Source organism: Paenibacillus sp. FSL H3-0321 (assembly GCF_038002865.1).
GTDB lineage: Bacteria > Bacillota > Bacilli > Paenibacillales > Paenibacillaceae > Paenibacillus_AQ.
The window spans coordinates 601,566-615,145 of the sequence record NZ_JBBODH010000001.1 but is presented as its reverse complement, the minus strand read 5'-3'; the positions used below and the strand labels follow the sequence as shown (position 1 = coordinate 615,145).

The following is a 13,580-nucleotide window of genomic DNA, read 5'->3' as shown; positions in this document are numbered from 1 at the left end:
AAACTAATGTAATTAGTTTATATTATAACTAATATCATTAGTTTTTAAGGGGTGTATCTATGAGAATTACTCAAGAAGGAAAATTGCTGCAGCTTACGTGGATGCCCGGATGGTTTCCGGTCAATTGCTATCTTGTTGTAGAAGATCAGGAATTAACATTGATTGATGCGGCAATGTCTTTTAGTGTCCAAGGGATCCTCCGTACAGCGGCTAAATTGAACCTGCCTATTACCCGAATCGTGCTGACCCATGCTCATGGAGATCATGTTGGAGCACTGGATGAACTGAAGAAACGGCTTCCTGAAGCTGTTGTATATATCTCTGAGCGTGATGCAGCTTTGCTGCGCGGAGACCGTTCGCTTAGACAAGGTGAACCGCAGACTCCGATTAAAGGGAGCGTACCTACCAAAATTTCTACCAAACCGGACATTCTGCTCCGTGACGGAGATACTGTCGGCTCTTTAAGCGCAATTAGTACTCCCGGCCATACCCCAGGCTCGATGTCTTTTCTGGATCAACGGAGCGGAGCTCTGATAGCAGGGGATGCTTTTCAGACATTTAAGAGAACTGCGGTGGCCGGGACGGTTGTGCCATGGTTTCCATTTCCGGCATTGGCTACCTGGAATAAGGAGCAGGCTGTGGCCAGTGCAATTAAGCTTGCAGGAACGTCTGCAGCGGTGCTTGCTGTTGGACACGGCAACCTGCTGAAGGCACCTGGAGAAACCATGAAACAGGCTGTGAGCAAAGCTCAAATGCAGCTAGGAAAGGAAGGAAGATAAGATGTCACCTAGGGTTGGACTGGATACACGTACGCTGGTATTGGCTGCAGCAGAATTAGCGGATGAGCAGGGAATGGGAGAAGTCACGCTGGCTTCACTCGCGGCTAAGCTGGGCGTACGCTCTCCGTCGTTGTATAATCATGTTAACGGACTAGCCGGGCTGCGGACTCTGCTGGCTGTACACGGCCTGGAACAGCTCCACACTGCGATGACAAAGGCTTCTGAGGGGATAGCTGGTGATGCAGCCGTTCACGCTATGGGGCAGGCTTACGTGAACTTTGCAAGGCAGCATCCGGGTCTATACGAAACAACACTGCAAGCACCTGATCAAGGGAACACAGCGCTGGAAGAGGCAGGTGAGCAGATTTTATCCTTTATCCTGCATGTGCTGTCAGGCTACGGGCTTGGAGAAGAAGGAGAACTGCATGCTGTTCGGGGACTGCGGAGTATTCTGCACGGATTTGCTGCACTGGAGAACAAGGGAGGCTTCGGCCTGCCGCTCGATTTGGGAATCTCCTTATCCCGGCTGATTGATACATTTATTGCAGGAATCAGCTGCATGAAGACAGTGTAAGCAGTCCAGAACAACCATCATTAAGTAATTTTACCATTCCGTTAAGGGGGAAAGTGAGATGGAAAACGTGGAAGTGCAGGGCGGTGTAACAACTTATAAGGAGATGGCTGAGGTCATTGCCAAGCTGGGGATTGTACCCCTTGCTTCACTGATTCCGGAGCATCCGTCATTAAATGGGCTGACCAAAGCCGAGAACTGGCATACCGGTTCAGAGCTGGATCCATGGCGATGGCGTGCACAGTTTCCCGGTGAGGGACTGGCCGGGTACGGTAAGTTTATTAAGAAAAAGGCAATTCTCGTCTCGCGGGACTGGTTTCCGGCATTTGTAAAAGCCGTGGGCAGCTCTAAGGAACTGGAAGAACGGTACAATAACGGCCTGGCCAGCAGAGAAGCATTGACATTGCTGCAGGTGATCCGTGCCAACGAGGGCATTGATACCCGCCAGTTGCGTTCTTTGGGTGATATGAAAGCAAAGGAAAAGAAGACTGCCTTTGACAATGCCGTCACAGAGCTGCAAGGCACCCTTGATACTGTAATCTCCGGAGTTCAGGCACGCCAAAATGACTTGGGAGAAGTAAATGGTTGGAGCAGCACTTCGTTTGAGACAGTAGGGCATTGGATGGGGATTCATGGCCTTACACCTTATGAAGGTTCCCGGGAGGAAGCTATAGCTTGGCTGCGCTCCAGAATGGATGCTACCTGGTCGCCTGCTGCCATAGCCTGGATCAGCAAGGCATTGTCCTGGTAATCACTAAATAACGGTTTCAAAGTTCTGGCAAGTACGGTGAAGCTGTTATTTGTAGAAAGAAAGGTTCTGCCGTCCGTTGAGGAAGGCAAAACCTTTTTTTGCGTGCTCCCATTTGTGGATAACCTTAAGAAGGAACAATGCAAGAAAATAAAAACGGCTATTGGACTCCATCAGGAGCTCAATAGCCGTAAACGCTTTCTATTAAAGCTATATAATGAAGCAACCTCATAGCATAGGAGCCAGGTATGCAATCAGAAAGTATAAGAAACCGAATAGTAGCATGATGTAAGCTGTGTATTTGATTGCATTGGATGCGATAATGCTTGAGTCTGTAGGGGCTTGAACACTTGGACGTTCATGCTCCGGCCGTTCCAGCTCTGGGGATATCGACTCTTTCATCAGGATGACCTCCTAAAAGTTTTGTGAGTATCGTTCAGCACTGATTGGCTTCATCCAACACCTAAACTGGATTGGAAATACAATCCTTAATTGTATTGTGACATATTTGTGAATTAATTTCAACAATATTGTGAATATTCTTTGAACATAATTTTAAATTTGGGTTAATCATGCCTTTAACTATCTTCTGGCAAACCAAAAACACCCCGTTACCCTCTATTCAGAGAGCAACGGGGTGCGGCTATAAGGGATTAATCGAACGGACACAACAGCTCAGAAACTTTGCTTAAGCCCAGTTCCCTGCTCGGAAGATGGGTTCAGCAGTTCCATCGTCGGTAATTCCGTCGATATTCATTTCCGGGGAACCCATCATGAAGTCCACATGGGTCAGACTTTGATTCATCCCTTTGTCAACAAGCTGCTCCTTGGTCATAGAGATGCCCTCCTGCAAGGTAAATGCATAAGCGGCACCAAGTGCCAGATGGCATGAAGCATTCTCATCATACAGTGTAGTGTAATAGAGAATGCCGCTTTCCGAGATTGGAGAGTGGTAAGGGACCAGCGCTACTTCACCGAAGTAAGCGGCTCCTTCATCCATAGCCAGCAGGGAAGCCAATGCTTCCTGGCCGACTTCTGCCGTAAAGTCTGTGACCTTGCCATTCTCTAGGGTAAGCGTAAACCGGTCGATGATGTTGCCCCCATAGCTGAGCGGCTTCGTGCTGCTGACTTTGCCGTTAGCGCCAGTCTTCAGCGGGGCAGTGAATACTTCTTCTGTCGGAATATTGGCGAGGAAAGAGACTCCGCGTCCATTCACGGCTCCGGCCTGACACCAGATATGCCCTTCGGGCAATTCGATGGTCAAATCCGTTCCGGGAGCGGTATAATGCAGCTTGCGGTATTTTCTGGCGTTCAGAAGGTCACAGCGCTGCTTTAAGCCGCCCAGATGCAGGCTCCAAGCTTCAACGGGGTTCTCTTGGTCTGCTCGGACCGCCTTGAAGATAGCATCCCAGAGCAGGCCAACCTGTTCTTCCGGCGGTGCATCGGGAAATACCTTGGCCGCCCAGGATGGCGACGGAAAAGCGATACCGCTCCAGCTGATGTAATTGTTCATCATCATTTCACGGTACGGGGCCATAGCCTGGCCTGCGGTGCGCTGATGATCGGATATCCGGCTGGCTTCTACACCGTTCAGGAGATCCGGGTTGGCGGAGATCACCGTCAGGATGGCCGCACCGTTGCGTGCCAGATCCTCCAGCTCATCCGCCTGCCATTTCGGCGGTTCAAGGAAGCTGGCCGACGGGGCCAGATCGTAGCGGGTCCGTGTGACGAACTCGTCGGTATAATTGACCTTGACCAGCTTAGCACCGGCCTCATAAGCTTTCCGCACAATCAGGCGGACAAGCTCTGCAGCAACGATGTCTGCATTGAGTACGAGCGTCTGCCCGGGCTGTATATTGACTCCGATCTTTACAGCCAGCAGTGCGTAATTCTCCAGCTTTTGCTTGAAACTCAACATGATTTTGCTCCTCCGCTATCTGTAGTCTGTGTTTAAAACGCCCAGTTTCCGCTTTTGAATACCGGTTCCCGTGTACCATCAGCTGTAATTCCGTAAATATCCATGTCAGGTGAGCCGATCATAAAATCGACATGGGTGACACTGGTATTCAGGCCATGGGCAATCAGCTCATCCTGGGTCATCTCTTTACCGCCCTCAAGGCAGAAGGCATAAGCTGTGCCGATGGCCAGGTGGTTGGAAGCATTTTCGTCAAACAAGGTATTGAAATACAATATATTCGATTCGGAGATCGGGGACTGGTGAGGCACAAGCGCAACCTCGCCGAGATATTTGGCGCCTTCATCCAGACTGATCAGATACTCCAGTGAATCCTGTCCTTTACCGGCGCTTACACTGATGATGCGGCCGTTCTCGAAGGTGATGGAGAAATCATCAATAATGTTGCCGCCGTAGCTGAGCGGCTTGGTGCTTCTGACCGTGCCGTTTACACCAGTCTTAAGCGGTGCAGTGAATACTTCCTCTGTTGGCATATTGGCGACAAAGGTGTGACCTTTGGAATTGATGCTGTCTCCTTGCGCCCAAATGTGACCTTCTGGCAGTTCGATAGTCAGGTCTGTGCCGGGTGCTATGTAATGCAGGCTTTTATACTTCTTGGCATTAAGCACATCAGCCTTCTGTTCTAGTGTATCAAGATGCTCCTGCCAGGCGGCAACCGGATCTTCGCGGTCAAGACGGACAGTGTGGAAGATAGCTTCCCATAGTTTATCCACACGTTCTTCGGCCGGAACATCAGGGAACACTTTGTCGGCCCAAGCTTGTGTAGGGATGGCGACAATACTCCAGCTGATTTTATCGGACATTTGGAAATCACGGTATTTCGTAAGCGCAGCACCGCGTGTTTTTTGGTAATTGGCGATACGTTCCGGATCAATGCCTTTCAGTGCGTCGGGATCCTCGGCGATTACAGTCAGAATAGCGGCTCCATTCTCAGCGAATTCGGTCATTTCTCCCGCGTACCACGTTGGAGCTTTCGTGAAGACTTCCGGTGCAGCATGTTCAAACTGCTGGCGGGTAATGCTTTCGTCACTCCAGTTTACTTTGACCAGACTTGCCCCTATGGCATAAGCTTTGGCTGTAATAAGCCGTACGAATTCTACTGCTGAAACGGGGGCGTTCACGACCAGTATTTGACCCGGTTGAACGTTGACGCCGATTTCGACTGCCAGATCTGCATATTTGCTAAGCTTCGCTTCTAAATTGAGCATTGGGTTTCCTCCATTTACTATATTTTAGTGCTGTATGAGCATTGTATTAAATTATTAACCGCCGGATGAAAAAAGTCAATTGCAGCGGAAAGAGAGGGATTTGCTTTCATTTCAATGCTATACTGGGAGAGTGTGGACGATCAGATGAAAGGAAGGAAAGCGCATGAACGTGGAAATTATAAAGGCGGAATTGAAACGCGAAGAAGATAAGAGCTATGTCGGGAGGACGGTGTTCACGCTCGACAATCATAAGTCTCCGTATGAAATTACGTTCTTCAGCAAACGGGGAAGCGAATGGGATTACAGTTTCAGCTTTGCCGGCGAACCGGGGAGCGAAGAGCAGTTCCTGGAGATCAACACGCTGCTGGAGAATGATGACGATCTGTTTAATCAGCTGCTGGATGCCGCACTGGATACCCAGGACATTCAGGAAGAAGAATAGCATCGCAAAAATGCGACCGATGAAGGCATTCACTGCCGGCGAACGGTCGCATTTTATATAGGTATAGGTTCGAAAGCTCTACCCGATCGTAATATTGCCTTCAGGATAACGGTAGAGCTCCTTGCTGTTCTTCGGTTTAAGCGCATATGCAAGTGTCAGCGGTCCGGTACGTCCGACAAACATCAGAATGATCACCATAACCTTCCCGATGGTCGTCAGTTCCGTAGTCAGCCCCATTGTAATGCCCGAGGTCCCAAAAGCGGACACCGCCTCAAACAGTACGGTCAGGAAATCTGCACTCTCCGTCACGGACAACAGCATGGTCGCAATGACTACCAGCATCAGTGAGAGCAGTGTCATCGTGATGGCCCGGTACACGTTTTCTTTGGAGATCCGGTGGCGGAACATGACGATGTCTTCCTTCCCGCGCAGTTTGGCATATGCTGTACTTACCAGTATGGCAAAGGTAGTAATCTTAATCCCACCGCCGGTTGATCCAGGCGCCGCACCAATGAACATCAGCAGAATCATCAGAAATTGAGTGGATTCTCGCAAGAGCGGAATCTCAATGGTTGTCACCCCTCCGGAGCGGGGGGTAATCGCCTGCAGGAAGGAGGCCATTATTTTGCCGCCGGCATGCAGCGGTTTCAGCGTGGTATTCAGTTCAAGCCAGAAAAAAATTGCCGCCCCGACCAGAATCAAGATGGCTGAAGTGGAGAGTACCACCTTGGAATGCAAGGTCAGACGTTTGCGTTTGGGGAAGTCGATTACGTCGGACAACACGATAAACCCAATTCCGCCAAGGAAAATGAGCAGCATGGAAGTGATGTTTATAATTGGATCTTCCACGTAGCGGGTAAGACCGCTGAATGGCCCGTGCACATCTCCGAAGAGATCAAATCCGGCGTTGTTAAAGATAGAAATGCTATGAAACAAACCGTAATATATCGCTTTTCCGAAAGGCATGTCCAGCATGAATCTTACGGCAAGCAGGGCTGCTCCGCTAAGCTGTATGACCAGGGAATAGATCAGTACCCGGCGGATCAGCTTGACGATGCCCTGCATGGAGTTCTGATTCATGGATTCCTGCAGCAGCAGCCTTTCTTTGAGTGATATCCGTTTGTTAAGTACAAGTGTAATCAGCGTGGCCATGGTCACAAATCCGAGACCGCCGAACTGGAACAGCACCAGTAGGACAATTTGTCCAAACACCGTCAGTTGTGTTCCGGTGTCGATGACAGCGAGCCCGGTGACACAGGTCGCTGAAGTCGCCATAAAGAGGGCGTCGATAAAGGAGATTCGGTCTCCTGTCGAGGCTGCCGGGAGGCATAAGAGTACTGTTCCTGCCGCAATCAGCAGCATGAATCCGAGCGATAGTATTTTGGGTGGCGTCAGCCTTAGGTGCCCGAGGGATAGATTAGCCAAATTCATTCTCCTGACGTCTTGATATCATCTGTCCAGATTATATCATAAGTTCCAAACGATCAACTTGCGGGGGAAGGAAATTAGCATATTTTATCGAATTACTAAAAAGTAATACCTATTCTGAGAAAGCATAGAGGAGGCTGTACTTGCTGTGACAAGTCCGATTCTGAATCAGATTGGCGCCGTATTCATTCCGGTCAGTGATATTGAAAGATCAAAGAACTGGTATTGCAGCTTGCTGGGGCTTCCGCTTGACGGTGAGGTATTGTTCGGTCATCTGTATGTGGTGCCGATGCAAGGGCCGGGTATTGTGCTGGACAGCAGAATTTTCACAGCCGAGTCGGTTCTGAATGTGCCTTCCTTTCATTTAAATACGGAGGACATCGATGCTGCTTATGATTTTGTCAAAGCCAGCGGTGCGGAGATCCTGACTGACATTGAGAATGATCACTGGTTTAACTTTAAGGATCCTGACGGAAATGTATTGATGATTTGCCGTTGTTAAGCGATGTGTGAAAGAAGTACATCGGCAATTAGTGTTATACCGAGCAAGATCGGGCAGGGGGAAATGATGAATATAACGCTGAAAGAGCTGGTACCCGGGGATGCTGCTGAACTCCTGAGTCTGCAGCACCGGCTGGATGAGGAATCTTCATTTATGCTGCTGGAGCCGGATGAGAGGCAGACCGGACTGCAGCAAGTAACAGAGATGATTGAGAGCTTTGCTAAGGCCGAAACTTCGATTCTGATCGGCGCTGTGGCAGATGGCAGGCTGGCGGGTTACTTATCCGTCAGTGGAGGAAGCCTAAGCCGAAATAAACATAGCGCGTATATTGTCATAGGCATCTTGGCGGATTATCAGGGAATGGGTATCGGCAGCGGCTTATTCCGGGAGATGGAGAGCTGGGCAACCGGCGTCGGCATTGTGCGCCTGGAGCTAACCGTTATGACGCATAATGATCGAGCGGTGTCATTATACACTAAGCGCGGTTTTGAAATTGAAGGCATCAAGAAGAAATCGCTGAAGGTCAGCGGGAATTGGGTGGACGAATATTATATGAGCAAGATTTTGTCTAACTAAGTTCCGCTACAACAAAAGGCGCTCCGTCAAGGAGCGCCTTTATTCATATATATTCAGCTATTATTCCGTTTGTTGCCCAGATTCCAGGGAGTCCTTTTCCCCAATAAGCACCTCAACCTTGCGGATGCGGTTTTTGTTCATCTCACGGACTGTAAGCGTAACATGTTCGTAATTCATGCTTTTGCCGATAGTGGGCTCGCTCAGGTGACTGTATAACCAGCCGCCAATGGTCGTTACTTCATCATCGTGGAAGTCAAGACCTGTCAGCTGCTTGATCTCCAGGAGAGAAACCTTGCCGTCGAACAAGTAATTGACGTCGCTGAGCTTCTCGATGTTTTTGCGTTCATCCCCGTCAAATTCGTCACGGATCTCCCCGACAATCTCCTCGAGAATATCTTCAATCGTAATCAGACCGGAAGTTCCGCCGTATTCATCAAGCAGAAGGGCGATATGCACACGTTCTACCTGCATACGGGTTAACAAGTTCTTCACCGGGGTTACCTCAGACACAGTCAGAAGCGGCAATATCAGGCTTTTGAAATCGAAATCCGGGTTGTTGTCATACTGCAGGTACAACTGTTTGGTATTGATCATCCCGATAATATTATCTTTGCTGCCGTCAGCTACAGGGAATCGGGTGTACTGCTCTTTACGGATGATGTTGAAATTCTCCGCCAGCGAGTGGTCGGTGAATAAGCACACCATATCTGTCCGCGGCACCATGATTTCTTTGGCCAGCATCTCGTCAAAATTAAAGATCCGGTTCACGTAGCCATATTCGGCTTTGTTGATTTTGCCGCTTTCATAGCTTTCGGACAGAATCAGACGAATCTCATCTTCACTGTGCGCATCGCCGTGCTCGCTGGCCGGCTTCATACCGAACAAGCTGACAAGCAGATTGGCGGAACCGTTCATGAGCCAGATCAGAGGGTACAATATTTTGTAGAACCAAATAATCAGCGGGGCTGTAATTTGACCGATTTTCTCCGGAATGTTGATAGCGGCCGTCTTCGGTGCAAGTTCTCCGACTACGACATGCAGGAATGTGGCAATAATAAATGCCAATGCAAAAGCAATAGGTTCGCTCACACTGTGACTGATATCAGCCAAATCGAATAAAGGAATCAGCAGCTGCTCAAATGCAGGTTCTGCCAACGCCCCGATACCGAGGGCAGTGATTGTGATCCCAAGTTGACAAGCAGACAAGTAACCGTCAAGGTTCGCTGCAACTCTTTGTACAGCTAAAGCGTTTTTCTTTCCCTCGAGAACCATTTGACTTACTTGGCTGCCTCTCAATCTCACTACTGCAAATTCCGTGGCTACAAAAAAAGCGGTTAAAATAATCAAAATGGCCACCAACGTCAAACTAAGTCCTATACCCATAAAATCTTTACCATCCCTCTCGTTATTAAAATAGGTTATACTCATATTATGAGTTCACTTGAACCTATTGTACGAACTTTTCATTAAAATATCAAATGGCGAAGGGGTGCCATCTATGGAAGCTTTTACTTTAAGCCGAAAAGAAATGTCTGGATTGCTGCTCTCGCTGACCGGAAACTCAGAGCAAAAACCGCTGCATATTCTTCAGGAGGTCTGGACGAAATTTCATCACGAAGAGGTGAAACAGGGGATGTCCCTGCCTGCGTTCCTCTCTACGGAAATCCCGCCGATCCTGCAAAAGATCATAAAAAGAGGGAACGTCAAAGGGTTCTCGCTCTCGGACATTGCTGCTCTTGGACATCTCATAGAGTATTCCACACTGAGTGCCACCGCTATGCAAAATTGGGTGAAGCGCGACTTCAAGGAATATCTCGGCTCACCGAGGGAAGGAAAAAAGTATTCGGTTAATCAGGCTGCACTGCTATTTATCATTGATGACCTTAAAGCAGCGCTTGATTTCGAAAGTATACGTCAGCTCTTCCGCCTGCTTTTCCTGAAACCGGAACGGGATGATGATGATTTGGTTGAACCGGCTCAGCTGTATCACGGGTATGCGGAATTGTTCGAAGAGATTAAGCGCAGCCCTGCGCTGCAGGCTCAAGGGATGGCTGAACGAAGCGCAAACAGAGATTATTCCTGGAAAACAGACAGCTCGCTAAGAAGTGCAATGGATAAATTGATGAACCGGCTGAATCATCTGACAAGACCGCAAAGGGATGCTGTGCAAAATATGCTGATGATCTCGGCAATTTCTGTACAAACCTGTTATTTTCAAGCACTGGCCCGGCAATACTTTAATGCTGCTTTATTCCTTGATTTTTAGAAGCGGCACTCTTAGAATGTGTAAGTGAAACTAGCAATATCAGGGTAGAATAGTCGGAGTAAGGGAAGAGGGTGCTTGAACTTGAATCAAATGACGCTGCTGCGAAATCCGAAGCAAAGGAAACTGCTGTTCAGTGCGGGATTAAGCTGGATGTTTGACGCGATGGATGTCGGAATGATTTCTTTTGTGGTTGCAGCGCTCGCCAAGGAGTGGTCGCTTGAACCGGAGCAGATTGGATTTTTGACCAGTATTAATTCGGTGGGCATGGCAGCAGGGGCGGCAGCGGCGGGGATTTTGGCCGACCGTTTCGGACGCAAGTCAGTATTGCTGTGGACCTTGTTGATTTTCTCAGCGGCCAGCGGCTTGTCGGCTTTTGCTACAGGCTTCGGGATATTATGTGTACTGCGTTTTGTAGCCGGGTTCGGGCTGGGCGGAGAGCTGCCTGTTGCTTCAACGCTGGTGTCGGAAAGCATGCCTGCAAAAGAGAGAGGCCGGGCGGTTGTGCTGCTGGAGAGCTTTTGGGCGGTAGGCTGGATCTTGTCCGCTTTGATTGCCTATTTTGTCATACCGGATTACGGCTGGCGTATCGCCTTCGGTATAGGTGCCGTACCCGCACTTTATGCGCTGTATTTGCGGCGTGCCATCGATGATTCCCCGCGGTTTGCGGAGATTAAGAAGGCTCCAGTTTCGTTGAGTAAACGCATTGCTATCGTCTGGTCGCCGGAGTACCGCAAATCGACGATCATGCTGTGGATTCTATGGTTCACGGTGGTGTTCTCCTATTACGGTATGTTCCTGTGGCTGCCTACGGTAATGGTGATTAAGGGCTTCAGCCTTGTTAAGAGTTTTGAGTATGTACTGATTATGACGCTTGCCCAGCTGCCCGGATACTTCACAGCTGCTTATTTCATTGAAAAGTTCGGGCGTAAGTTTGTACTGGTAATCTACCTGCTGCTCACAGCAGTCAGCGCAGCCTGGTTCGGAAACGCGACAACAGAGGGCATGCTGATGGCTGCCGGAATCTGCCTCTCGTTCTTTAATCTTGGCGCATGGGGCGGCATGTACGCTTATACCCCTGAATTGTATCCGACTGCAATCCGCTCGACGGGAGCAGGGCTGGCCACCTCCTTTGGCCGGATCGGCGGTGTGATCGCACCGCTGCTGGTAGGTTTTCTGGTAGGCGATAAGGTCGGCATCAGCTCAATCTTTATGCTGTTCTTCGTAACCATTATTATCGGTGCGCTGGCGGTCTTGTTTCTGGGGAAGGAAACGAAAGGAACTGAGCTGCTCTAAGAGAGTATTCCTTGCGGATCTACTTGATGTTAATCCTGCAACAATGCTAATATTAGATGTGAAATGTACAGCGGGTTCGGATAATTCGAGAAGAACAAAACGGTTCCTTCACACCATGTGAACAGGACCGTTTTTTCATAAGAGCAGGAGCAGGGTCTTCTCGGATTACGTTTCAGGATTGGAGCGATGGAAGAATGAATAATGAAGGGAAGCTGCCGCACTTTACAGAGCTGGTCTGGGAAAGCACGGAGAGTAATGTGCCGATTCCGCCAAGGGAAGCTGCCGGGAATGTGCAGCCGAAATCAGCCGCCGCCAAGGTGAAGAAGAAAGAGCCTTCGAAGGAGACGGTACAGCTTCAGCTCTGGGATATGGAAGAGAAGCAGGAACCGGTAACTACTACGGAAAGCCAATTTGTGCACCGGGCACGTGAGCTGGTGGAACAAAGGGAAGCCGCAACACTGTTTGTTCCATTCAAGAGTTATTGGCCTACATACGGGCATATGACGGGAGCGCAATACAGATGGTATTTCTTCTGGCGGGATGAAGTCAGACATGGCAGATATCCGAAGACTGATCTCTCCTATATCTTTCTGCATGTCTATGAGCTGATTAACGGAGTAGGCTGGGAAGAGCCGCAGGAAGGGTACAGACAGCTGTCCTTGCTATGGGAAGCTTACCGGGATCAATACAAGCGGCTCGATCAATATCTTGGCGGCTGGATTGCCGATTTTGCCTTCGTGCATAAACTGGACGTACCGCTGTCAGGCATCGTTGCCCGTTCACGCGGACTTGCCGGAGATCTGGCGGAGCTGGAGCTGATGAGGTGCCTGACTGCTGCGCCGGAACAGCTGACTTTTGCCGTGCTGACGGTCATGTCGGATTACGACATCAGCAAATCCAAGTTCTACACCGGTGAAGGCAAAGCGGCGGCTGAGCGTTATATTCCTCAAGTGGTTGCATTAATAGACGCCTATGTAGCCCGCAAACATGGCTCCAAGCTGGTGGAAATGTTCCCGCCCGGCCCGCCGGTACCACGGGAGCGTTACCTGTTCCGCAGTGCAGTTTATGATATATCGCTCTACGGCTACTCCGTACTGGTGCCTGTCGTAAGGATCAGTAAGTCTCTGCCGCTGCGCAGCCTGATTACGCGGCTTTTCCGGCTCACCGAAAACAAGCTGCGCGAGCTGATGGGCTTCCGCGGACGACTGAAAGACGTTAAGGTCGATGCGGATATGGACGACCTGGTGACCCGTTTTCTGAAACGGGAATTCCGCAAGGCAGAGCAAGCCGATAAAGGTCCGGCGGTCGTTATTGACAAGAGGAAGCTTGAACGGCTGGAGAGCGATTCCGAGATTGTCCGTACGCTGCTTACCATAGAGGAGCCTGAGGATTCAGCGGAGTTGGAGGATTCAGAGAATTCCGGGGATTCGGAGCTTGATTACGCTGTCCCTTCCTTTATAAAAGAAGATCCTATAGAAGAGGTTTATGCTGTTCCCGAGACCATAAGTGTTCCAGCATCGCCCGCTGCTGCGAGCAGCGCAGACAATGAGTGGGAGGCATTCGCTTCCGTACTGTCACCTCTGCAGCGGCAAGCAGTGTCCGCACTCGCTGATGAGGATGGAATGAAGGCTGTGCAGAAGCTGGCCGCTGCCGGGGGGACGATGCCGGAGCTGCTGTTTGACGAAATTAACGAACTTGCCATGGACATGCTCGGCGATCTGCTGATCGACGGTGAGGAATTGACTGAGGAATTTATGCCCGTGCTGCAATATTTGAAGAGGTGAATCCCTAG

At 49.7% G+C, this 13,580-nt stretch carries 14 protein-coding genes; 9 read left to right on the top strand and 5 right to left on the bottom strand.

The window, feature by feature from the left end; translation table 11 throughout:
• Window positions 1-59: 59 nt before the first annotated feature.
• Genes MHI45_RS02415 through MHI45_RS02405 form a run of 3 tightly spaced genes read left to right on the top strand, consistent with a single transcriptional unit; the run spans window position 60 to window position 2,101 of the window.
• Window positions 60-779: an MBL fold metallo-hydrolase gene (locus tag MHI45_RS02415; protein WP_076111137.1), complete on the top strand. Its 720-nt coding sequence runs from the start codon at window positions 60-62 to the stop codon at window positions 777-779.
• A 1-nt stretch (window position 780) separates the two neighbouring features.
• A complete protein-coding gene (locus MHI45_RS02410) occupies window positions 781-1,353 on the top strand; it encodes a TetR/AcrR family transcriptional regulator (protein WP_076111136.1) in 573 nt (190 codons plus the stop codon).
• Between the two features lie 58 nt (window positions 1,354-1,411).
• Window positions 1,412-2,101 carry an AlkZ-related protein gene (locus MHI45_RS02405; RefSeq protein ID WP_076111135.1) on the top strand — a complete coding sequence of 230 codons (690 nt, stop codon included), beginning with the start codon at window positions 1,412-1,414 and terminating at the stop codon, window positions 2,099-2,101.
• Window positions 2,102-2,326: 225 nt separating this feature from the next.
• Here the strand turns inward: MHI45_RS02405 and MHI45_RS02400 are convergent, their stop codons facing one another.
• The 3 genes from MHI45_RS02400 to MHI45_RS02390 all read right to left on the bottom strand — a co-directional run bounded on the left by MHI45_RS02400 (window position 2,327) and on the right by MHI45_RS02390 (window position 5,281).
• Window positions 2,327-2,500 carry a hypothetical protein gene (locus MHI45_RS02400; protein ID WP_179091755.1) on the bottom strand — a complete coding sequence of 58 codons (174 nt, stop codon included), beginning with the start codon at window positions 2,498-2,500 and terminating at the stop codon, window positions 2,327-2,329.
• A gap of 286 nt (window positions 2,501-2,786) precedes the next feature.
• Entirely contained in the window at window positions 2,787-4,016 is a 1,230-nt protein-coding gene (locus MHI45_RS02395) for an aminopeptidase (RefSeq protein WP_076111134.1), read from the bottom strand.
• Between the two features lie 32 nt (window positions 4,017-4,048).
• Window positions 4,049-5,281, bottom strand: coding sequence for an aminopeptidase (locus tag MHI45_RS02390; protein ID WP_076111133.1), 1,233 nt, complete (start codon window positions 5,279-5,281; stop codon window positions 4,049-4,051).
• A gap of 163 nt (window positions 5,282-5,444) precedes the next feature.
• Between MHI45_RS02390 and MHI45_RS02385 the strand changes: the two genes are divergently transcribed.
• Entirely contained in the window at window positions 5,445-5,723 is a 279-nt protein-coding gene (locus tag MHI45_RS02385; protein ID WP_076111132.1) for a hypothetical protein, read from the top strand.
• A 78-nt stretch (window positions 5,724-5,801) separates the two neighbouring features.
• Here MHI45_RS02385 and MHI45_RS02380 read toward each other — a convergent pair whose 3' ends face one another.
• Complete coding sequence (locus MHI45_RS02380; RefSeq protein WP_076111131.1) at window positions 5,802-7,154, bottom strand: TrkH family potassium uptake protein; 1,353 nt, start codon at window positions 7,152-7,154, stop codon at window positions 5,802-5,804.
• A gap of 145 nt (window positions 7,155-7,299) precedes the next feature.
• Here MHI45_RS02380 and MHI45_RS02375 point away from each other — a divergent pair, with 145 nt between their 5' ends.
• Both MHI45_RS02375 and MHI45_RS02370 read left to right on the top strand, forming a co-directional pair.
• Window positions 7,300-7,653 (top strand): VOC family protein, encoded by a 354-nt coding sequence (locus tag MHI45_RS02375; RefSeq protein WP_076111130.1) that lies wholly within the window; start codon window positions 7,300-7,302, stop codon window positions 7,651-7,653.
• A 63-nt stretch (window positions 7,654-7,716) separates the two neighbouring features.
• Window positions 7,717-8,229, top strand: coding sequence for a GNAT family N-acetyltransferase (locus tag MHI45_RS02370; protein ID WP_439823168.1), 513 nt, complete (start codon window positions 7,717-7,719; stop codon window positions 8,227-8,229).
• Window positions 8,230-8,289: 60 nt separating this feature from the next.
• Here the strand turns inward: MHI45_RS02370 and MHI45_RS02365 are convergent, their stop codons facing one another.
• Window positions 8,290-9,612, bottom strand: a complete 1,323-nt coding sequence (locus MHI45_RS02365; RefSeq protein WP_076111129.1) for a hemolysin family protein — start codon at window positions 9,610-9,612, stop codon at window positions 8,290-8,292.
• A 115-nt stretch (window positions 9,613-9,727) separates the two neighbouring features.
• On the opposite strand from MHI45_RS02365, the gene MHI45_RS02360 reads away from it, so the two are divergent.
• The 3 genes from MHI45_RS02360 (at window position 9,728) to MHI45_RS02350 (ending at window position 13,572) form a co-directional block, all read left to right on the top strand.
• A complete protein-coding gene (locus MHI45_RS02360; protein ID WP_076111128.1) occupies window positions 9,728-10,495 on the top strand; it encodes a DUF1836 domain-containing protein in 768 nt (255 codons plus the stop codon).
• Between the two features lie 90 nt (window positions 10,496-10,585).
• Window positions 10,586-11,788: an MFS transporter gene (locus MHI45_RS02355; RefSeq protein ID WP_076111170.1), complete on the top strand. Its 1,203-nt coding sequence runs from the start codon at window positions 10,586-10,588 to the stop codon at window positions 11,786-11,788.
• Between the two features lie 194 nt (window positions 11,789-11,982).
• The gene (locus MHI45_RS02350) at window positions 11,983-13,572 is read left to right on the top strand and encodes a TerB N-terminal domain-containing protein (protein WP_076111127.1); all 1,590 of its coding nucleotides are present in this window, start codon (window positions 11,983-11,985) and stop codon (window positions 13,570-13,572) included.
• Window positions 13,573-13,580: the final 8 nt, after the last annotated feature.

Excerpts from the sequence above, each read along its gene's own strand:
- MHI45_RS02415 (WP_076111137.1), top strand. The coding sequence starts at position 60 with ATGAGAATTACTCAAGAAGGAAAATTGCTGCAGCTTACGTGGATGCCC.
- MHI45_RS02410 (WP_076111136.1), top strand. The coding sequence starts at position 781 with ATGTCACCTAGGGTTGGACTGGATACACGTACGCTGGTATTGGCTGCA.
- MHI45_RS02405 (WP_076111135.1), top strand. The coding sequence starts at position 1,412 with ATGGAAAACGTGGAAGTGCAGGGCGGTGTAACAACTTATAAGGAGATG.
- MHI45_RS02400 (WP_179091755.1), bottom strand. The coding sequence starts at position 2,500 with ATGAAAGAGTCGATATCCCCAGAGCTGGAACGGCCGGAGCATGAACGT.
- MHI45_RS02395 (WP_076111134.1), bottom strand. The coding sequence starts at position 4,016 with ATGTTGAGTTTCAAGCAAAAGCTGGAGAATTACGCACTGCTGGCTGTA.
- MHI45_RS02390 (WP_076111133.1), bottom strand. The coding sequence starts at position 5,281 with ATGCTCAATTTAGAAGCGAAGCTTAGCAAATATGCAGATCTGGCAGTC.
- MHI45_RS02385 (WP_076111132.1), top strand. The coding sequence starts at position 5,445 with ATGAACGTGGAAATTATAAAGGCGGAATTGAAACGCGAAGAAGATAAG.
- MHI45_RS02380 (WP_076111131.1), bottom strand. The coding sequence starts at position 7,154 with ATGAATTTGGCTAATCTATCCCTCGGGCACCTAAGGCTGACGCCACCC.
- MHI45_RS02370 (WP_439823168.1), top strand. The coding sequence starts at position 7,717 with ATGATGAATATAACGCTGAAAGAGCTGGTACCCGGGGATGCTGCTGAA.
- MHI45_RS02365 (WP_076111129.1), bottom strand. The coding sequence starts at position 9,612 with ATGGGTATAGGACTTAGTTTGACGTTGGTGGCCATTTTGATTATTTTA.
- MHI45_RS02360 (WP_076111128.1), top strand. The coding sequence starts at position 9,728 with ATGGAAGCTTTTACTTTAAGCCGAAAAGAAATGTCTGGATTGCTGCTC.
- MHI45_RS02355 (WP_076111170.1), top strand. The coding sequence starts at position 10,586 with ATGACGCTGCTGCGAAATCCGAAGCAAAGGAAACTGCTGTTCAGTGCG.
- MHI45_RS02350 (WP_076111127.1), top strand. The coding sequence starts at position 11,983 with ATGAATAATGAAGGGAAGCTGCCGCACTTTACAGAGCTGGTCTGGGAA.